A 20440-nucleotide genomic window follows, 5' to 3' on the forward strand; every position below is an offset into this window, starting at 1 on the left:
GTCGCTTCGCAGCCCGATGCGACGCGGAACCCCGGCAGGCGATCCGCGTTTGAATTGCAGCGATCGAGCATACGCCATGGGTGGCGCAAAGGGATTCACATCCACCCCTGCAGTTCGTCTGCGACGTACCCGCGATCTCGATCCTGCCGGCGGCAGCTTGCGGCGACCGCGAAAAGGACTGGAGGACGACAGACGTGCTGGGCGACGAGTTTCCCGATAAGGTGAAGAATGCCAAACGGAACGCCGCATTCGATGCGAACGATCCCCCCCCCATCCCCGATGGCATCTCGCGCGAGACGATGGAAGACCTGCCGTTTTCGCTGGTGATCGCCGATGCCCAGATGGAAGACATGCCGCTGATCTACGTCAACAGCGCGTTCGAGCGGGTGAGCGGATACAGCCGCAACGTGGTGTTGGGGAGAAACTGCCGCTTCCTGCAGGGTCCGCTCACTGACAAGAAGGATGCCGAGGCCATTCGCAAGGCGCTGGACGCCGGTGAGGAAATCACCATCGATATCCTCAACTACCGCTCGACCGGAGAGGAGTTCATCAACCGGCTGCTGATCTCCCCGATGAAGCAGAACGGTGAAATCACCCATTTCCTTGGCATCCAGTCCGAACAGCCCAAGGACCGCGCCTTTGCCGAACGCGCCGCGCGGCTGGACGAACAGTTACGCGAGGTTCAGCACCGGGTGAAAAACCACCTGTCGCTGCTGCTTTCGCTGATCCGGATGGAATCCCGCAAAGGCGCCGACGCGCAGGGTTCGCTGAAAGTCCTGGCAAACCGGGTCGAGGCGCTGAACCTGCTTTATGACGAATTCTCCAGACCGGGCGAAAGCGAAGGCAACACGGTTGCGCTGGGGGCCTACATTTCCCGCGTTTGCAGCGCCCTCAACATGCTGGATGGGCACCGTGAGGTGCGGATGAACCTCGAAACCGATGAACTGCGTATTTCCATCGACTCCGCCTCGCAGATGGGTCTGCTGGTGTCCGAACTTCTGACCAATGCCCTGCAGCATGCCTTCGAAGCCGGAGGTGATGGCATGGTGAACGTCCGCCTCTGGAACAGCGAGGACAGCAACACCGTGTGCCTGCGGGTCACCGACAATGGCAACGGCATGCCCGAAGATGTCGACTGGCCCAACGAAGGCAGCCTTGGCGCGCGCATCGTTCGCGAATTGACCAATCGGCTGGGCGGCGATCTCGAGGTGGAATCGGGCAAGGACGGCACTGCCGTGACGATTTCGTTTTCTGCCGCCACTCTCAAAGGGGATCAGTAGGCGTGCTTCTGTAAGGTCGGCGCTTGACGTCCTCCGCCACGGAATCGGGTTGTTGGCCGATCTGCATTGCCCAACTTCGTATAGATTTCACTTATCCCGCTGTTCTTGCAAGAATACTTCGTGTGTGGATGGCGCGCAATTTCGGACTTTTGCGGCTTGAGTTGAAGAGTGTGCTCCATTACCGTTCCGATCAGGACTGGAGTAACACATGACAAAACGCGCGCTTGCCGGACTCTCTCTGGCAATCACCTTTCTCTTTGCCCCCATCAGCGCCTCCGCTGCTGACTGGTATCGTGCAGAGACAGAACATTTCATCGTCTACGCCGAGGACTCTGAAACAGACACGCGCGAGTTCGCGCAGGATCTGGAACGGCTGGACGAGGTGCTGAGCATCCTCACGGGCGTCGCCATGGACGAGGAACTGCCGGAATCGAGCAAGGTATCGGTTTTCCGCTTTGGCGAGACTTCGGACATGTCAGTGCTATTGGCGGGCAATCGCAACACCGGCGTGGGCGGTTTCTTCATCGGCCGTGCAAACGGTTCCGTCGCCTTCGTTCCGCGCCAGCGCAACAAGCGCCGCGAACGCAGCGCCCGCGAAGCGATGGACACGGACATGATGCTCGATCCCAAGGCGACGCTGTTTCATGAATATGTGCACTACTTCATGTTCCAGCACCGCGATGCGCCCTACCCCCTGTGGTACAGCGAAGGCTTCGCAGAGCTGTTTTCCAACCTCGAATTCAACGAAGACAATTTCGTCATCGGTGAAGTGCCGCCGTGGCGCAGCGCTTCGCTTGCAACCATCCCGATCGACCTGGAAAAGACGTTCGATCCGCCCCGCAGCGAAAATGGGCGCGAGGCCATCGGCCGCCGCTATGCACACGGCTGGCTGATCGCGAGCCATCTCAACCTCAACGCCGAACGCCGGGGCCAGATGGGCGAATACATGGTTGCCATCGGCGAAGGCGCCGACCCGATGGAAGCTGCAGAGCGTGCCTTTGGCGACCTTGAAGTGTTGCGGCAGGAACTGGAAGATTTCCGCCGCGGCGCGGCACGCACATTGCGGGTGCCCTATGCGGTCAATGCCGATCCGGCAGTGGACATCCGTCGCCTGTCGGCAGACGAGGAAGCCCGCATGGACCTGATGATCAAGTCCAAGCGCGGCGTTGACGAAGAGGGTGCCGCACGCCTGGTGAGCGAAGCCCGCGCGCTGGTGCAGCAGTACCCCAGCAGTGCTCCGGTTCTTCTCGCCGCGACCGAGGCGGAATTCGACGCGCGCAACTATGACGAGGCCGAACAACTGGCCCAGCGCGTGCTTGAACTCGATCCCGATTCGACCGATGCGGCGAACTATTATGCCGATGCGGCGCTGCGTCGTTCCTATCAGGATCCGTCCCAGCTTGAGGTGGCACGCAGCCGTTTCGCCGCGGCCAACCGGATGGAAACCGACCATGCCTATCCGCTCTACGGCTATTACCTCACCTACCTGTTCGACGATGAGCCAGTGCCGGATCAGGCCAAGATGGCTCTGGAAGCCTCGTTCCGGTACGCGCCGTTCGACGACACGGTTCGCCGTACGCTGGTCCACATGCTGTTGGAGGAAGACCGGGCAGCAGAGGCGCGCGTCGTCGGCGCGTCCTATCTCACGGGTAACGGCGGCTTCGCCTGCCTGATGCGCAAGAAGTTCGCCGAGTTCGAGGCGGGCGACCGCGAAGGACTGCTGGAAGACCTGCGCCCCGATCATCCGGGCGAATACAAGGACGAGGCCGCTCGCGATGCCGAGCAGGAGGAATACGAAGCAGAAGTGGAAGCCTACGGCTGCGACGAAGACTGATTAGCCTTCAGCGTAACACATGGCGGGCGTCGCGGGGTGTTTCGGCACCACGCGGCGCCCGCTCTGCATTCAGGGCGCGGCATCGGGCTTTGGTCCATGTTCCGGCACCGCTGGCCTCCGCTAGCATTTGAACGGCATGGCCTCCTCGCAAGATAACCGTCCCGTCCTTGTCCCCGTCCTGGGTGACCAGCTAACCCGCGCCCTCGCTTCCATCAGGGGCCGCACCAAGGATGACACCGTCATCCTGATGATGGAAGTGTGGGACGAGGCGACTTACGTGCGCCACCATAAGCAGAAGATCGCGCTGATCTTTTCCGCCATGCGCCACTTCGCCGCCGAATTGCGCAACGCGGGCTGGCAGGTCGATTACATCCGTCTGGACGACGAAGACAATTCCGGCAGCTTCACCGGCGAAGTCGCCCGCGCCGTGGAGCGTCACGACCCTCGCGCCATCCACGTGGTGGAAGCGGGCGAGTGGCGCGTGCAGCAGGCCATCGAGGAATGGCCGGACAAGTTCGACTGCGACGTGGATATCCTGCCAGACGATCGCTTCGTCGCCTCCATCGCCGAATTCCGCGAATGGGCGGAGGATCGTGACACTTTCCGGATGGAATTCTTCTACCGCGAGATGCGGCGCAAGACGGGCTTGCTGATGACCGCGGACGACAAGCCCGAAGGCGGCGAGTGGAATCTCGACAAGCAGAACCGCGAGAGCCCCGAAAATGATATGGACCCGCCCGAACGCGCGAAGTTCGAACCGGACGAGATCACCTGCGAGGTGATCGCGCTGGTGGAGGAACAGTTCGGCGAACATTTCGGCAGCCTCGAGACATTCTGCTGGCCCGTCACCCGCGATGAGGCAGAGGAAGCCGCCGACCGCTTCTTCGCCGAACGGATCGAGAAGTTCGGCCCCTATCAGGATGCGATGGTCCACGGGCAGGACGATCTCTATCACTCGATGCTGTCCACCAGCATCAACTTGGGCCTGCTCGATCCGCTGGAGCTTTGCCGGCGTGCGGAGCAGGCCTATCGCGATGGCAAGGCACCGCTCAACAGCGTGGAGGGTTTCATCCGCCAGCTGATCGGCTGGCGCGAGTATGTGCGCGGATTCTACTGGTATTTCATGCCCGGCCTGGAAAGCGCGAACCAGTTGAACGCCCAGCGCGGCCTGCCGGAATTCTACTGGACCGGCGAGACCGACATGCGCTGCCTGGCCGACTGCGTGCGCTCCACCCGCGACAATGCCCACGCGCATCACATCCAACGGCTGATGGTGCTGGGCAATTTTGCCCTGCTGGCAGGCGTGAACCCGCGCGAGGTGCAGGACTGGTATCTTGTCGTCTATGCCGATGCCTACGAATGGGTCGAGCTTCCCAACGTGAGCGCCATGATCCTCTACGCCGATGGCGGCAAGCTGGCGTCGAAACCTTATGCGGCCAGCGGCAATTACATCAACAAGATGAGCGATTACTGCAAGGAATGCAGATACTCGCCAGCCAAGAAAACCGGCGAAGGTGCCTGTCCGTTCAACCCGCTCTACTGGCACTTCATGCACCGCCACCGAGACCGGCTGGAGCAGAACCACCGGATCGGTCGCATCTATTCCACGTGGGATCGCATGGGTGAGGAGAAGCAGCGCAAATATCTCGACAGCGCGGAGGCGTTCCTCGATGTGTTGGAGCCTGCGAAGAAGACATGGGCAAGAAACGGCTGACCGGTTGTCGCGCTGGACGCCCGGCCCTCCGCAGTAGAGGCTATTCGCCCTTCTCCCGCCGCAGCAGTTCTGCCTTTATATCCGTACCGTAGGCATATCCACCCAGCCCGCCGCCTGTCGCGATCACGCGGTGGCAGGGGATAAGCACTGCGATATTGTTGGCGCCGTTCGCGCCGCCTACCGCGCGACTGGCTTTCGGCTTGCCCAGCGCGGCAGCGAGCTGGCCGTAACTGCGCGTCTCGCCTGCCGGAATGCGCCGCAGTTCCTCCCACACGCGTTGCTGGAAGGCGGTTCCCTGCACGTCGAGCGGAATATCCTGTCCGGTCCCGGGTTTCTCGACCGCTGCGACCACCTGTTCGAACAGGGTGCGAAACTGCTCACCCCCCTCGACCAGTTGCGCCTTCGGGAAGCGGGCGTGCAAGTCAGCCTTCCCCTCGTTGAACGATAGGCGGCATACACCCTTTTCAGTGGCCGCCACCAGCATGGTGCCCAGCGTGGTGTCGATCACGGCGTAATGGATCGTGTGTCCCTGCCCGCCATCGCGGCGATCACTGGCGCTCATGCCTTGGGTCATGGCCTGTCCCTTCATGTCGTCGTAAAATCGCGAGGGCGCGGAATAGCCCGCCTCGTAAATGGCGTCGGTCACGCGCTCTTGCCGGGCCAGGGCCTCGCCCGCGCGTTCGCGTCTGAGAGCGCGGGCATAGACTGCTGGCGACATCCCCACGGCGCGGCTGAACACGCGTTGCAGGTGCGTGGACGAATATCCTGTCGCCGCGCCCAGCCGTTCAAGTGAAACCGGCCCCTCGGCATCGCGCAGGATTTCCAGTGTCCGCAGCACGGCGGCCTCCTCACGCGATTGCTGGTCCGGCGCGCAGCGCTTGCACGCGCGCAGGCCCACAGCCTCTGCATCGAGGGGGGTGGCGTAAAACCGGACATTCTTTCGCATCGGCGCACGGGCCGGACACGAGGGACGGCAATAAATGCCAGTGGAATGTACGCCGGTCACGAACACGCCGTCGAACCGTCGGTCCTTGGCCAGCGCGATTCGCCAGCGGTCTTCATCGGTGAGGTCTTTGTCGGTCATGCCACGGATATGTCAGAAGCCTCGAAACTGCGCGTCCCGAAGCTTGCGGTCAATCCACACTGGTATAGAAGCCGCAGCCATATGCATCGCATTGCTGCCCTTCTCGTCCTGTGGTTTGCCGCTTTGGCGCTCAGCCCAGCCCCCGCCGCAGCCGATCAGGCAGACATAGAGGCGGCGGCGCGCGGCGTGGTGCGAGTCATTATCATAGGAAAGGACGGGGACGAGATTTTCCCCGTGTCGCACGGCACCGGGTTTGCAGTTGGCGGCGCCCGCGTCGTCACCAACGCCCATGTGGTGCAGGAAGCAATTGACGACCAGCGCTTGAATATCGGTGTCGTACCGGCAGAAGGCGCAGAGGCGGTCTATGCCCGCATTGTTTCGGTCAGCCCGCGCAACGACCTTGCCTTGCTGGAACTGACAGAGCCGCTGGGCCTGCCGCCGCTCACCATTTCGGGCAATCCGGCGCAGTCGGGCGCGGTGACCGCGGTCGGCTATCCGCTCAACGTAGACCGGGCACAGGGCCTTGGACAGTCGGACATCTTCCGCGCCCAGCCCCCTGTTACCGCCACCGGTTTCCTCTCGGGCCGACGGCCAAGCCGGGAGTTCGACACCATCCTGCACACGGCCCCCATCGCCCGCGGCAATTCCGGTGGCCCCCTGCTGGACGATTGCGGCCGGGTGATCGGCGTCAACAGTTTCGGTACCGAAAGCGCGGGATCCGATGCGGAGTTCTTCTTTGCCATCAGCACCCGCGAGTTGCTGCCCTTCCTGCGCGCCAACGACGTGCAGCCGCGGCTGAACTCGCTGCCGTGCCGGAGTCTCGCCGATCTGGAGGAAGAAGAGATCGCCCGCGCCGAAGCGCAGGCCCGTGCCGAAGCCGACCGCGCGGAGCGGGAGGCAGAGGCGCTGGCCCAGCAGACTGCCGAAACCCGCCGCACCATTACATATGAAGTGATGGAATCGCGGACCAACGGCATGGCTCTGTCGCTGCTGCTGCTGATCGTGGCACTGGGTGCAGGCGGCGTGGCGGCGTTCGGCCACATTCAGCGCGACATGCGCTTGCGCGCCATCGGCGGCGCGGCGGCCCTGGTCGCGGTAGTTGGTTCCCTCATCGCCTGGGTTTCGCGCCCTGCCTTTGCCGAAATCGACGAGCGGGTGGAACAGACCCTGCGCGAAGGAGCCGAGGAAGAAGGCCCCACCGGCGCCATTGCCGCGCCCGAAGCGACCACTTCGGGCGCGACAAGCCTCTCCTGCGTACTCGATACCGACCGCAGCCGCGTGGTGGGTGATCCCGAGGATGATATCGCCATCGAATGGTCCGGCGATGGCTGCATCAATGGCCGCACCCAGTACGGCTTTACCAGCGGACGCTGGACCCGCGTGTTCGTGCCCGCCAACGAAGCCGCGGTTTCCGTCAACCGCTTCGACCCGGATGCCGGCGAGCTGGTGATGGAACGGTATCTGCTGGATCTTGCTGCGATGCGACAGGCGCGCACCGCACGCGGCCAGTTCGTCGCCCCCGAATGCGGCGCCGATCAGCAGGCGTCGATCAAGCTGGCAGATGATCAGGCGGCCATCATGGACGCCATTCCGCAGAGACCTAACGAACGGCTTGTATATAGATGCGGACCGGCCATGGAGCAGGCGCCCCAGGGCGCGGGCGAAGGCTGACCAAACGAAGGCGACTTTTCGTCTTCGGGACAAGTTATCGTATCCCGTTCGAAACCGTCACTGCGATGGATATCGGGCGCAACCCTTGCGAGTCTGGGCAACGCAGCCGAAAACCTCCCCTCCGCCGGGTTGCATCCCCCGCCACCCGATGCTAGTCGCGCGCCAGCTTTGGAGGGGTGCATCGCGCGCCCCGATTCCCTTGCGACCAGTTTTTTCCGTTACTCGGACCTTGAAGGACACACGCGCGTGGAGCTTTCCGCCGGTATTCAGGCCAGCCTAGCAGGGCGTTATGCCTCGGCCCTTTTCGATCTTGCCAGTGAGGCTGGCACGGTAACCGCCGTCGAATCCGATCTCGACACGCTCGATGCCGCCTTGCGCGAATCGGCAGACCTCTCAGCGGTTATTGCCAACCCCGAAATCAGCCGGTCGCAGCTGTCTGCCATCATGGCAGGTGTTGCCGATCATCTTGGCCTTTCGGCGCTGACGAAAAACTTCCTCGGTGTGCTGGCGGACAACCGCCGCGTGTCGAAACTGCCGGCCATGATCCGCGCTTTTCACATGATTGCCGCCGCCCAGCGCGGCGAGGTGCAGGCCGAAGTCGCCTCCGCCCACGCTCTCACCGATCTCCAGTTGCAGGAACTGGAAAGCAAGCTGCGCGCCCGCGAAGGCCGCACGGTGAAACTCAAATCGCGCGTCGATCCCGAACTTCTGGGCGGGCTCGTCGTCACCATCGGTTCGAAGCGTATCGACAGCTCGATCCGCACCCGTCTCAACTCCCTCGCCCAGGCCATGAAGACCGCCTGAGTAGCCATATCTAAAGAAGGCTGATTGCAATGGATATCCGCGCCGCAGAAATTTCCAAGGTCATCAAGGACCAGATCGCCAACTTCGGCACCGAAGCCGAAGTGAGCGAAGTCGGCTCCGTCCTCTCCGTGGGTGACGGTATCGCCCGCATCCACGGCCTCGACAGTGTTCAGGCCGGTGAGATGGTGCAGTTCTCCAACGGCATCCAGGGCATGGCCCTGAACCTCGAAGCCGACAACGTCGGTGTCGTGATCTTCGGCTCTGACGCCGAGATCAAGGAAGGCGATGTCGTAAAGCGTACCGGTACCATCGTGGACGTGCCCGTGGGCAAGGGCCTGCTGGGCCGCGTGGTGGACGCGCTTGGCAATCCGATCGATGGCAAGGGCCCGATCTCCGACGTGAAGCGCATGCGCGTGGAACAGAAGGCTCCCGGCATCATCCCGCGTAAGTCGGTTGACGAGCCCGTGCAGTCCGGCCTCAAGGCCATCGACGCTCTCGTGCCCGTTGGCCGTGGCCAGCGCGAACTGATCATCGGTGACCGCCAGACCGGCAAGAGCGCCGTGGCGATCGATACCTTCATCAACCAGAAGGATGCGCACGCCGGCGACGACGAGAAGAAGAAGCTCTACTGCATCTACGTTGCCGTGGGCCAGAAGCGCTCCACCGTCGCGCAGATCGTGAAGAGCCTCGAGGAAAACGGCGCGATGGATTACACCATCGTGGTGGCCGCTACCGCATCGGAGCCCGCTCCGCTGCAGTACCTCGCGCCCTACACCGGCGCCGCCATGGGCGAATTCTTCCGCGACAACGGCATGCACGCCGTGATCGTTTACGACGACCTTTCCAAGCAGGCCGTGGCTTATCGCCAGATGTCGCTGCTGCTGCGTCGTCCTCCGGGCCGTGAAGCCTATCCGGGTGACGTGTTCTACCTGCACTCTCGCCTGCTGGAACGCGCCGCCAAGATGAACGACGAAAACGGGGGCGGCTCGCTCACCGCGCTGCCGATCATCGAAACGCAGGCCGGCGACGTGTCGGCGTACATCCCGACCAACGTGATCTCGATCACCGACGGCCAGATCTTCCTCGAAACCGCCCTGTTCTATCAGGGCATCCGTCCCGCCATCAACGTGGGTCTGTCGGTTAGCCGCGTGGGCGGTGCCGCACAGACCAAGGCGATGAAGAAGGTGGCAGGCTCCATCAAGTTGGAGCTGGCGCAGTACCGCGAAATGGCGGCCTTCGCCCAGTTCGGTTCGGACCTCGATCCCTCCACGCAGAAGCTGCTGAACCGCGGCGCGCGCCTTACCGAGCTGCTGAAGCAGCCGCAGTTCTCGCCGATGCCGGTGGAAGAGCAGGTCGTGTCGATCTTCGCGGGCACCAACGGCTACATCGATAGCGTCGCCGTCGACCGCGTGACCGAATACGAAGCCGCGATGCTCAGCTACATGCGCAACGAACACGCCGATGTCCTGAAGACCATTGCCGACACCGGCAAGTTCGAAGACGACACCCGTGACAAGGTGAAGAGCGCGCTCGACACCTTCGCCAAGCAGTTCGCCTAAGTCCGGTAAATCGAGAACAATAGGGAGCCGAAATGGCTAGCCTCAAGGAACTCAAGGACCGGATCAAGTCGGTCAAGTCCACGCAGAAGATCACCAAGGCCAAGCAGATGGTCGCGGCGGCAAAACTGCGCAAGGCACAGGCTGCTGCCGAGGCTGCGCGTCCGTATGCGGAGCGTCTGGCAGGGGTCATGGGCTCGCTCGCCAGCAAGGTGAGCGGGGACAGCGCCCCGCTGCTGCTTCGCGGCACCGGTTCCAACCAGCGTCACCTGCTGGTGGTGGTGAACACCGACAAGGGCCTGTGCGGCGGTCTCAACGCGAACATCGTGAAAGAGGCCAAGAAGCAGGCGCGCAAGCTGATCGCAGAGGGCAAGGACGTGACCTTCTACCTCGTCGGCAAGAAGGGCCGCGCACCGATCAAGCGCGACTACGCCAGCAAGATCGAGCACCACTACGACACCAGCGACATGCGCAATCCCGACTTCGAGGAAGCGGAAAAGATTGCCGATGACCTGGTGGCGCGGTTCGAGAAGGGCGAATTCGACATCGCCCACCTCGTCTACCCGGTGTTCAAGAGCGCGCTGGCGCAGGACCCCACCACGGTGCAGCTGCTGCCCGTGCCGGCTCCCGAAGACACGCCCGCCTCCGATGCAGCCGTGGAATACGAGCCGGACGAGGAGGAAATCCTCGAAGACCTGCTGCCGCGCTATATCAAGACGCAGCTTTTCGGTGCCCTGCTGGAACGCGAGGCTTCCGAACAGGGTGCCTCGATGACCGCCATGGACAACGCAACGCGCAACGCCGGTGAACTGATCGACAAGCTGACGATCCAGTACAACCGCAGCCGCCAGGCCGCGATTACCACCGAACTTATTGAAATCATTGCGGGCGCTGAAGCGCTCTAACGCCGGAAATCACTGTGAAAAAGCTTACTCTCACCCTGTCCCTGATCGCCCCCATGTTCGCGCTGGCCGCGTGCGGCGAGGAACCTGCTCCGGAACCGGCGCCTGCCGAGGTTGCAGCGCCCGAACCCACGCCTTCTGCCCCCGCACCCGACGAAGAGCTGTTCGCCCAGCTCTATGCCGCTGCCTGCCCTGAAGCAGAGCCCGTCAGCACCTCGGTATGCCGCCGCGCGATGGGCGCCGAGACCGTCTCGTGCGAATTCGGCCTGGGCGAGGATGAATACCTGCGTAACGACGCGACACTCGAACTCGACGAAACCGGCGAAGCATGGGCCATCGCCGATGCAGACGCCGTTTGCTCGCAATAGTTTTTTGAACCCGAACCAGATCCTTTTCTGAACGCCACAGGATACCAATCATGGCTACCGCACCTGCACTCAACCAGACCACCAACGGCACCATTGCCCAGGTCATCGGCGCCGTTGTCGACGTGACCTTCCCGGGCGAGCTGCCTGCCATTCTCTCCGCACTGGAGACCAAGAACGGTGACCAGACGCTCGTGCTCGAAGTGGCGCAGCACCTGGGTGAAAATACCGTTCGCACCATCGCCATGGACGGCACCGACGGCCTGACGCGTGGTCAGGAAGTGATCGCCACCGGCGCGCAGATTTCCGTGCCCGTCGGCCCCAAGACGCTGGGCCGCATCATGAACGTGGTCGGCGCCCCGATCGACGAGCGCGGCCCCATCGGCGCCGAAATGACCGCTCCGATCCACGCCGAGGCACCGGAATTCGTCGACCAGTCGACCGAAGCCGACATTCTCGTCACGGGCATCAAGGTGATCGACCTGCTCGCGCCCTACGCGAAGGGCGGCAAGATCGGCCTGTTCGGCGGCGCCGGCGTGGGCAAGACCGTGCTGATCCAGGAACTCATCAACAACATCGCGAAGGGCCACGGCGGCGTGTCCGTGTTCGCCGGTGTGGGTGAGCGTACCCGTGAAGGTAACGATCTCTACCACGAATTCCTCGATGCCGGCGTTATCGCCAAGGACGAGGAAGGCAACGCCATCTCCGAAGGATCCAAGGTGGCTCTCGTATTCGGCCAGATGAACGAGCCTCCGGGCGCGCGTGCCCGCGTGGCGCTGTCCGGCCTGACCATGGCCGAATATTTCCGCGACCAGGAAGGCCAGGACGTGCTGTTCTTCGTGGACAACATCTTCCGCTTCACGCAGGCCGGTTCCGAAGTGTCCGCACTGCTTGGCCGTATTCCTTCGGCCGTGGGCTACCAGCCCACGCTGTCCACCGACATGGGCAACCTGCAGGAACGCATTACCTCCACCAACAAGGGCTCGATCACCTCGGTGCAAGCCATCTACGTTCCCGCGGATGACTTGACCGACCCTGCCCCTGCAACCTCGTTCGCCCACTTGGACGCGACCACCACGCTGAACCGCGCCATCTCCGAACTCGGCATCTACCCGGCGGTGGACCCGCTGGATTCGACCAGCCGCGTTCTGGAACCGCGCGTCGTAGGCCAGGAGCACTACGAAACCGCTCGCCGCGTTCAGGAAATCCTGCAGAAGTACAAGTCACTGCAGGACATCATCGCCATTCTCGGCATGGACGAGCTTTCGGAAGAAGATAAGCTGACCGTGCAGCGCGCCCGCAAGATCCAGCGCTTCCTGTCCCAGCCGTTCCACGTGGCCGAGGTGTTCACCAACATCCCCGGCAAGTTCGTGCAGCTGGAAGACACCGTGCGCTCGTTCAAGGCGGTTGTGGATGGCGAGTACGACCATCTGCCGGAAAGCGCCTTCTACATGGTCGGCGGCATCGACGAAGCGGTCGAGAAGGCCAAGAAGCTGGCTGAGGACGCCTAAGTCACATGGCACTGCATTTCGAACTGGTCACGCCGAGCAAGCTGGTCCGCTCCGAGGACGTCCACATGGTGGTCGTGCCCGGTGCCGAGGGCGAATTCGGCGTGCTGGAGGGCCACGCGCCCTTTATGTCCACCGTGCGCGACGGCACGGTGCAGGTCTACAAGACCGAGGGCGCCGCGCCTGAAAATATCGAAGTGCGCGGCGGCTTTGCCGAAGTGGGCGACAAGGGCCTGACCGTGCTGGCGGAGCACGTCGAGGACTGATCGTCCTGTTGATCGGACACCGAATTACTCGAGGGGTCGCGGCGCAAGCTGCGGCCCCTTGTGTTTGGGGCAGAGTATTCTGCGGCCTGTGGATCGCACCAAGCGCAACGGCGTTTTAACAGGGATGCGACCTCACCTCATCTTCTCCGCCCTGGCCAGCCTGGCGATGACCTCCTGCGTCGATACCAGCCAGGATATCCATTACATCCCCACACCGCCCGCCGTGGTGAGCGAGATGCTGCGGCTTGCCGAGATCGAGGACGGCGATGTCCTTTACGATCTGGGATCGGGCGACGGTCGTATCCCGATTGCCGCCGCGCGCGAGTACGGCATCCGCGCGGTCGGCATCGAAATTGACGACGGGCTTCTTGAAGAAGCGCGCGCCAATGCCCGCGCCGCTGGGGTCGAACATCTCGTGGAGTTCCGCAAGCAGGACCTCTTCACCACAGATCTGTCAGGCGTAGACACCCTGGCGCTGTATCTGGGGCCGACGCAGAACCTGCGCCTGCGGGCCCGGATCATGGAGCAGATGGAACCCGGTTCACGGGTCGTAAGCCATGCTTTCGCCATGGGCGGCTGGCAGCCCGATGTCGAAAAGACGGTCGAGAACCGCAAGGTCTTCAAATGGACCGTTCCCGAAACTTTCATCGACGGGTTCCCTGCTGCCGATGCCACTGCGGAGAGCGGCGGCTAACCTTTCGGGCGGCGCGTTGGCGCGTGGAAATCCGGCGGCTTGTCGGCAATCCAGTCGAGAAACTTCGCGACCTCCAGATTTGCCACCAGGGGCGCTCGTGCGCCGTCGATCCGCGCCAGCTCGGCATTGGTGAAATGAGCATGGATCGTCCGGTGGCAAATAGGATGGACTGGCACGGTCTCCCGCCCCTTCTTCGCCTTGGGAACAACGTGATGCCACTGCACGCGGCGCCCCAGCGGCCTGTCGCAAAGCCAGCAGGTTTCAGGTTTCTCCGAACTCATAAGCGGTTCTTAACCATGTTGGGGCATGGCTGGCCACCATGACCGGCGATGTGATCATGACCCGCGCCAAGGCCGCCCCCTTTCCCGCCGGGCTGCCACGCGGCGACGCTTTGTGCCTCCTGCTGCTGGTGGCCTTCACGGTGGGTCACCGCGCGATCTGGTTCGGCGATCCGGTGGCCGATTTCGACGAGCAGCTCTACAGTTTCATCGGCTGGCGGATGCAATATGGCGAACTGCCGTTCGTGGACTGGTGGGACCGCAAGCCTTTTGGCCTCTTCGCCCTGTTCGGCCTGGCCCACGCCCTGCTCGGGCCGACAGCCTTCGCCTACCAGGTGGTTGCCGCTGTCTTCGCCTGCGCCACCGCCTGGCTGACCTTCCGCCTTGCACGCCGCTGTGTCGACCGGGTGAGCGCGACTTTCGTTGCCGCCATCGCGGTGATGCTGCTGTCCGCCTATGCCAATTATTCCGCCAACAGCGAGGTGTTCTTCGTGCCGCTTACGCTGGGCATGGCGGCCCTGCTGGTTGACGGGCAGCACCCGCATTTCACCCGGCGGGCGATGTGGGCGATGGTGCTGGGCGGCCTCGCCCTGCAGATCAAGTATACCGTCGTCGCACAGTGCGTGTTCTTCGGGGCTTGGGCGCTCTACGCGGAATACCGGCGCGGCAGGGCGCTTTCCGAACTCGCCGCAATTGCGGCAATTTTCGCCCTTCTCGGCCTGTTGCCGACCATCGCAGTCGGCCTGTTCTACGCCGCCATCGGCCAGTTCGACGCATTCTGGTTCGCCAATTTCGAGAGTTTCTTCAACAGGGCAGCCGCACCGCAGGGGCGCTGGGCCCCCAGCTACGTGGTGGGCGTTGCGCCGGTGGTGGTCCTGATGCTCAGCGGCATTTACGCAGCGCTGCGGGTAAAGAACCCGGCACCGCTTTCCGCGTGGCTGTTCTATCTCGCCTGGACGCTCGCCGCGCTGGCGGGTGTGCTGATGCCGGGAACGGTGTATCTGTATTACTATGCAGCACTTTCAGCCCCGGTGGCGCTGGTTGCCCTGCCCTTGCTGGACCGTCACGGCCCTCTGAACATCGGGCCGATCGTAGTGCTCACGACCATTCTGTTCGCGCTGCTTTCGCTGCCCGACCGGCATGAGAAATCGCTCGAGGAACGTGACGCGGCGCGCACGCTGGCTGCAGCAATCGCTCCGCATGTCGGCGGCGAGGACAACTGCCTGTGGGTGTGGGATGGGCCGACGGTGCTCTACCGCCTGACGGGAAGCTGCGTACCGACGCGATATGTCTATCCCGATCACCTCAACAACGCGCTGGAAACGGACGCGCTGGAGGTGGAGCAGACGGAGGAAATCGCGCGCATCCTTGCCATGCGGCCCGGAGCCATCGTCACCGCCGACAGGGGGATGACCGTTCGCAATGCAGAAGCAAAGGCGCTGGTCGAAGACGAGCTTGCACGCAGTTACGAACCGCGCCTGACGGTAACGATGCACGGCCGCCAGCTTACCGCGTGGGTGCGGACTACTCGCTAGCCATCAGGAAGGCAGCTTGGCCCCGCGCTTCGTCCGGCCCTGATGCCACAGCCATAGACCCGAAATAATGATCAGCGCGGCCCCGGCCATCGCCGTTAGGTCCGGCACTTCCGAGAAGAACACGTAGCCTATCAGCGAGCCGGCGATCAGCTGGCCGTATGTCATGGGGGCGACGGTCGCCGCGCCGGCACGCTCTGTACCCATGTAGATCAGCCAGTGAGCCGTGCTGGCGGTTACCGCGATGATCGCAATGCGCGCAGGAACATGCCATTCCGGCCATTCCAGGCGTAGCTGCGCCAGTCCGCTGAAATGACCGATGACCATGCCGGCGAGCAGGAAGATGCTTGCAAACAGCGCGACATAGGCCTGCATGGCCAGAGAACTGCCCCGCCCGGCCACCGCGCGATTGGCCGTGACAAGCACCGCCATGCCAAAGGCAGCGGCAAGCGGGAGCACCGCGGCAAGCCCGATCTCGGCAAGGTTGGGCCGCAGGACGATCAGCACGCCCGCAAAGGCGACAAGAGTCGCTGCCACGGTCTGCCAGCGCAGCCTCTCTCCCAGAAAAGCAGCGGCGAGGATTGCAGTAAAGATCGGCTGCGTGAAGACGAGCGCAATCGCCTCTGTCAGCGGCATGAGCCAGACGCCCGCGAAAAAGCAGATCGTCGCCATCGCCACGGCTCCACCGCGCAGCCACTGGATCCGCGGGTTGGGAATGCGGCGCAGGGGCGCTGTGCCCTCGTTCCAGACGAGCAGCGCGGTCAGGCCGAGGGCGCCCAGCACGTAGCGCAGTGCAGCGACGGCGGTCGGGGCCCAGGCCTGGTCGATCCCCTTCACGATGGAATCGCCGATCGTCAGCGCGCAGAAACCGGCAAGCGCGAAGAGCAGCCCTGACCGATGTGATTCCTGCATGCCCTGTGGCTCCCGCTATCGAAGCAGGGCGCTTAGGGCTTCGTTGCGAGGCGGGCAATCTTTCCATCGGACAGTCGCCGAATTTTACGAAGCGTTAAACGGTCATGCTTAACAAAGCCCTATGGCGTGCCTGCACAGGCACTCGAGCCGGGGGCGACATGACGAAGCTGATTATCCAGATTCCCTGCCTGAACGAGGCCGCTACGCTGCCAGCAACGCTGGCTGCCCTGCCCCGCCGCGTGGCCGGTGTGGACGTGGTGGAGTTTCTCGTCATCGATGACGGCAGCGATGATGGCACTGCCCAGGTGGCGCGCCAGTGGGGCGTGCATCACGTCGTGTCCCATCGGCGCAACCGGGGTCTTGCGGCAGCCTTTCGCAGCGGCGTGGACCGGGCCCTGGCTGAAGGCGCCGATATTATCGTCAACACTGATGGTGACGGGCAGTACGAAGGTGGCGATATCGAAGCACTCGTCACGCCCATCCTGCGCGGACAGGCGGACATCGTGATCGGCGATCGCGGCGTTTCCGACAACGCGCATTTCTCTCCGATCAAGCGGCTGATGCAGCGCGTGGGCAGCGGCGTGGTGCAGCATCTGGCAGGAACCACCGTTGCCGATGCGGTCAGCGGGTTTCGTGCCATCAGCCGCGATGCCGCGCAGCGCATCAACATTACCACCGAATTCAGCTACACCACGGACATGCTGATCCAGGCCGGGCGCAAGCGTATGGCGATTGCCACGGTTCCCGTGCGCACCCATGCCGCCGCGCGTCCCAGCCGCCTGTTCAAATCCGTCCCGCGCTTCGTGATGCAGACCGGCATTACCATGGCGCGCAGCTTCACCGCCTACAAACCGCTGCGTGCGTTTGTTGGCACGGGATCGCTGATTGCATTTGTCGGCATGATCCCGATCGTGCGCTTCCTGTGGTTCTGGAGCCAGGGCGATGGCGGCGGGCACGTGCAATCGCTGGTCATCGGCGGGGCCTTGCTGGTGCTGGGCACGCTGGTAGCAATCATGGGCATGGTGGCAGACCTTGTCGCCGCCAACCGCAAGCTGATGGAAGAGAACCTCGTCCGCACCCGCAAGCTGGAGGACATGGTTGCCGCGCTCCATCACCAGCACGCGGCGCAATCGGGCACGCAGGCAAGTCCGCGCCGCAAGGATGCCGCATGACAGCCCGGGCGGCTTCGGCTGAACTTTCCAGCCCGGCAAGGTCCTTTGCCCTGCCTGCGGCGAACAGCGCCGCCTGGCCGCTGGCCGCGCTTGGCCTGTTGCTGGCCATGCAGCTATCCATGGTGTTCACCCGCGCCGTGAACTGGGATGAGTTCTGGTTCTACTACCACGTTGCCGACTTCGCGCGCGGCACCCTTGCCCAGCCTTTGCAGAGCCTTCACGTACGCCTGTTCGCCTGGCTGCCCGCCCTGCCCGGCAGTGGCGTGGACAAGATCCTGACAGCAAGGCTGGTAATGCTGGCATGCGAAGCGGTGACGCTGGCAGCCATCTACGCCCTTTCCCGCCGGTTCGTGGAGCGGCCCGTCGCTGTCCTTGCAGCGCTGCTCTACCTCTCCGCAGGGTTCGTGCTGCAGCACGGCTTCTCCTTCCGTACCGACCCCATGGCCACGGCCGCTCTGATGAGCGCGCTCGTAATCCTTGGTCGCTGCCGCCTCGGCCTTTGGCCCCTCGCCGCTTTCGCCGCGCTGGTCGCCATCGCCGGGATGATCACGATCAAGACCGTGCTCTATGCGCCCGCTTTCATCGGCCTTGCCTGGATGCGCTGGAGCGCGGACGGTTTCTCCCCCGCCACCGCGCTGCGCATGGCGGCTGCCGGTCTGGGTGCTGGCGTTGTATTCGCGCTGCTCTACGCGTGGCATGCCGCTTCGCTGACGACCGCGACCGAAGGCACGGCCATGGCAGCCTCCGCCTCTCGCTGGATGTTTTTCCTCGGCGTCCCGCCCTATTGGCAGATGGGCGTCAAGGCCGCGCTGACCGCCCCTGTGCTGTTCCTGCTGGCACTGGCCGCTCCCTTTGCCATCTGGCGCAGCGCTTTGCCCAATTCGGCGAAATGGGGTCTTTCCGGCCTTTGGCTGCCGCTGACGCTGCCGCTGTTCTACACGAATACGGCGGCGTACTTTTACGTCTTCATGCTGGCACCTGTCGCGGTGAGTGTGACCGTGGCCGCACATTCGCTGGTATCACGCTATCCGTTGGCGCTTGTCACCGGAGTGCTGGCTTTATTGGCAACCGGCGCATTCGCCATGGAGGACCGCGATACCATCCACCGCCAGCGCGCCCTTGTGGAAACTGCGGAAACGCTGCTGCCACAGGGTATTGCCTATTTCGATCACAATGGCATGCTGCCTTCGCTGGTGAAGGCGAACTATCTGATGACCCCCTCGGCCATGTTCTCCTACCGGCAGAACGGCGTGGCAAGCTTCCGGAAAGCGATGGAAGCACGTCCGATCCCGATGCTGCTCGTGAACGATGAGATCATTGCATCCAGCCTGACTGGGGGGAGTGACATTCTGGTGCCGGAAGACGCTTCGGCCTTGCGGGACAGTTACGTACCTTTCTGGGGGCCGATCATGCTTGCCGGCGCGGACATCGCGAGTGGCAAGGTCAGGACCAGCGAATGGCTCGTACCCGGCCAGTACACCGTGCTGGGCGGAAGCGCCGTCATCGACGGGCAGTTCCATCAGCAAGGCAGCGTCATGCACATGTCTCGCGGATCACATACGGTCGAAGCCGTCGATGGCTCTGTCCGCTTGCAGTGGGGCGACAATCTTTCGCAGCCCACCCGAATTTGGGAAGAAGGACCGCTTTATGTCGGATTCTAGCCTCGCACAGTCCACCAGGTTTTCCATGGAAGCGCTCGTCCCGCCTGCCGAGGCCTTGCGCTCCATCCCCTTCAACAAGCCTGCAGTCGTCGGCCGTGAGTTCGACTATATCCGCGATGCGATCCATCGCGGGCAACTCTCCGGCGACGGCGCCTATACGCAGAAATGCCATGCGGCGATCTGCGCAATGTCCGGTGCCGCGCACGCCCTTCTCACCCATAGCTGCACCGCGGCACTGGAAATGGCCGCCATACTTGCGGACCTCAAACCCGGCGACGAGGTGATCCTGCCCTCCTACACCTTTGTCTCGACCGCCAATGCCGTCGTGCTGCGTGGGGCGACGCCGGTGTTCGTGGATATCGATGCCGCCACGCTGAATATCGATCCGCGTCGCGTTGCCGAAGCTGTTACACCGCGGACCCGTGCGATCTTCGCCGTGCATTATGCCGGTTTCCCGGCGGACATGGATGCCCTCGCCGCCATCGCCCGGAAGCACGATCTCCTGCTGGTAGAGGACGCTGCCCAGGCGCTGGGATCCACCTACAAGGGTCGCCCGGCGGGGTCGCTGGGGGACATGGCGACCTTCAGCTTCCACGAGACGAAGAACATCGTCAGCGGTGAAGGCGGCGCACTCACCCTGATGCGGCCCGACCTCGTCCAGCGCGCCGAAATCATCCGTGAAAAGGGCACAAATCGCAGCAAGTTCATGCGCGGGGAAACCGCCAAGTACACGTGGGTCGACATCGGTAGCAGCTTCCTACCGGGAGAACTGATTGCGGCGTTTCTCTATGCCCAGCTCGAGCATGAACCACGCATCCGCAACCGCCGCCTTTCGCTGTTCCAGCAGTATTACGATGCCTTTGCCGGGATCGATGCAGCCCGCCCGTTCGAACTGCCTCGCATTCCAGATCATACGACCGGCAACGGCCACATGTTCTACCTGCTGCTGGAAAGCCGGGAGGCTCGCACTGATTTCATCGAATTCCTGAAGGTTAACGGGATACTGGCCCCGTTTCACTATGTGCCGTTGCACAGTTCTCCGTTCGGTCGATCCTGTTCGCGCACAAGCGGCGAGATGGATATCACCGACGACATCGCCGCCCGGCTTGTGCGTCTTCCGATGTTCTTTACTCTCGGGCAGGATGCCGACCGCGTGATCGAAGTCGCCGCGCGCTGGCTGGGCGGGGAATAACCCTGCACCCAAGAA

18 protein-coding genes are annotated in these 20440 nt (G+C 63.2%); 15 read left to right on the plus strand and 3 right to left on the minus strand.

The annotated features are described in order from the left end of the window. Positions 1 to 80 precede the first annotated feature (80 nt). The 3 genes from D2V07_RS04150 to D2V07_RS04160 all read left to right on the plus strand — a co-directional run bounded on the left by D2V07_RS04150 (position 81) and on the right by D2V07_RS04160 (position 4828). Positions 81 to 1280 carry a sensor histidine kinase gene (locus D2V07_RS04150; protein WP_119585078.1) on the plus strand — a complete coding sequence of 400 codons (1200 nt, stop codon included), beginning with the start codon at positions 81 to 83 and terminating at the stop codon, positions 1278 to 1280. A gap of 208 nt (positions 1281 to 1488) precedes the next feature. Then, positions 1489 to 3114: a tetratricopeptide repeat protein gene (locus D2V07_RS04155; protein ID WP_119585080.1), complete on the plus strand. Its 1626-nt coding sequence runs from the start codon at positions 1489 to 1491 to the stop codon at positions 3112 to 3114. Between the two features lie 136 nt (positions 3115 to 3250). Next, positions 3251 to 4828, plus strand: coding sequence for a cryptochrome/photolyase family protein (locus D2V07_RS04160; protein WP_119586033.1), 1578 nt, complete (start codon positions 3251 to 3253; stop codon positions 4826 to 4828). A 40-nt stretch (positions 4829 to 4868) separates the two neighbouring features. Here D2V07_RS04160 and D2V07_RS04165 read toward each other — a convergent pair whose 3' ends face one another. Beyond that, on the minus strand, positions 4869 to 5912 hold the full coding sequence (locus D2V07_RS04165; protein ID WP_119585082.1) for a bifunctional transcriptional activator/DNA repair enzyme AdaA: 1044 nt from the start codon (positions 5910 to 5912) through the stop codon (positions 4869 to 4871). Positions 5913 to 5993: 81 nt separating this feature from the next. Between D2V07_RS04165 and D2V07_RS04170 the strand changes: the two genes are divergently transcribed. The 8 genes from D2V07_RS04170 (at position 5994) to D2V07_RS04205 (ending at position 13678) form a co-directional block, all read left to right on the plus strand. Next, positions 5994 to 7583, plus strand: coding sequence for a S1 family peptidase (locus tag D2V07_RS04170; RefSeq protein WP_119585084.1), 1590 nt, complete (start codon positions 5994 to 5996; stop codon positions 7581 to 7583). 246 nt (positions 7584 to 7829) lie between these two features. Then, positions 7830 to 8387, plus strand: coding sequence for a F0F1 ATP synthase subunit delta (locus D2V07_RS04175; RefSeq protein WP_119586035.1), 558 nt, complete (start codon positions 7830 to 7832; stop codon positions 8385 to 8387). A gap of 29 nt (positions 8388 to 8416) precedes the next feature. After that, a complete protein-coding gene (atpA, locus tag D2V07_RS04180) occupies positions 8417 to 9946 on the plus strand; it encodes a F0F1 ATP synthase subunit alpha (RefSeq protein ID WP_119585086.1) in 1530 nt (509 codons plus the stop codon). Between the two features lie 32 nt (positions 9947 to 9978). Beyond that, positions 9979 to 10848, plus strand: a complete 870-nt coding sequence (locus tag D2V07_RS04185; RefSeq protein WP_119585088.1) for a F0F1 ATP synthase subunit gamma — start codon at positions 9979 to 9981, stop codon at positions 10846 to 10848. Positions 10849 to 10862: 14 nt separating this feature from the next. Beyond that, positions 10863 to 11213: a hypothetical protein gene (locus D2V07_RS04190; RefSeq protein ID WP_233548237.1), complete on the plus strand. Its 351-nt coding sequence runs from the start codon at positions 10863 to 10865 to the stop codon at positions 11211 to 11213. 50 nt (positions 11214 to 11263) lie between these two features. Further along, positions 11264 to 12721 carry a F0F1 ATP synthase subunit beta gene (atpD, locus tag D2V07_RS04195; RefSeq protein WP_119585090.1) on the plus strand — a complete coding sequence of 486 codons (1458 nt, stop codon included), beginning with the start codon at positions 11264 to 11266 and terminating at the stop codon, positions 12719 to 12721. Between the two features lie 5 nt (positions 12722 to 12726). Then, positions 12727 to 12984: an ATP synthase F1 subunit epsilon gene (locus D2V07_RS04200; RefSeq protein WP_119585092.1), complete on the plus strand. Its 258-nt coding sequence runs from the start codon at positions 12727 to 12729 to the stop codon at positions 12982 to 12984. Positions 12985 to 13108: 124 nt separating this feature from the next. After that, a complete protein-coding gene (locus D2V07_RS04205) occupies positions 13109 to 13678 on the plus strand; it encodes a methyltransferase domain-containing protein (protein WP_119586039.1) in 570 nt (189 codons plus the stop codon). Here D2V07_RS04205 and D2V07_RS04210 read toward each other — a convergent pair. Beyond that, positions 13675 to 13959, minus strand: a complete 285-nt coding sequence (locus D2V07_RS04210) for an HNH endonuclease (protein WP_119585094.1) — start codon at positions 13957 to 13959, stop codon at positions 13675 to 13677. The two genes, D2V07_RS04205 and D2V07_RS04210, sit on opposite strands and share 4 nt — an antisense overlap. A 38-nt stretch (positions 13960 to 13997) precedes the next feature. On the opposite strand from D2V07_RS04210, the gene D2V07_RS04215 reads away from it, so the two are divergent. Then, positions 13998 to 15491: an ArnT family glycosyltransferase gene (locus D2V07_RS04215; protein WP_119585096.1), complete on the plus strand. Its 1494-nt coding sequence runs from the start codon at positions 13998 to 14000 to the stop codon at positions 15489 to 15491. Positions 15492 to 15494: 3 nt separating this feature from the next. Here D2V07_RS04215 and D2V07_RS04220 read toward each other — a convergent pair whose 3' ends face one another. After that, positions 15495 to 16400, minus strand: a complete 906-nt coding sequence (locus D2V07_RS04220) for a DMT family transporter (RefSeq protein WP_119585098.1) — start codon at positions 16398 to 16400, stop codon at positions 15495 to 15497. Positions 16401 to 16558: 158 nt separating this feature from the next. Here D2V07_RS04220 and D2V07_RS04225 point away from each other — a divergent pair, with 158 nt between their 5' ends. The 3 genes from D2V07_RS04225 to rffA are packed head-to-tail and all read left to right on the plus strand — an operon-like array spanning position 16559 to position 20425. Continuing rightward, positions 16559 to 17572, plus strand: a complete 1014-nt coding sequence (locus tag D2V07_RS04225) for a glycosyltransferase family 2 protein (RefSeq protein ID WP_119585100.1) — start codon at positions 16559 to 16561, stop codon at positions 17570 to 17572. Continuing rightward, positions 17569 to 19233, plus strand: a complete 1665-nt coding sequence (locus D2V07_RS04230) for a hypothetical protein (protein WP_119585102.1) — start codon at positions 17569 to 17571, stop codon at positions 19231 to 19233. The genes D2V07_RS04225 and D2V07_RS04230 overlap by 4 nt, the downstream gene beginning before the upstream one ends. Further along, positions 19220 to 20425, plus strand: coding sequence for a dTDP-4-amino-4,6-dideoxygalactose transaminase (gene rffA, locus D2V07_RS04235; protein WP_233548238.1), 1206 nt, complete (start codon positions 19220 to 19222; stop codon positions 20423 to 20425). Before D2V07_RS04230 ends, rffA begins: the two co-directional genes overlap by 14 nt. The last annotated feature ends 15 nt before the right edge of the window (positions 20426 to 20440 follow it).

This window comes from Aurantiacibacter zhengii (assembly GCF_003584125.1).
Taxonomy (GTDB): domain Bacteria; phylum Pseudomonadota; class Alphaproteobacteria; order Sphingomonadales; family Sphingomonadaceae; genus Alteraurantiacibacter; species Alteraurantiacibacter zhengii.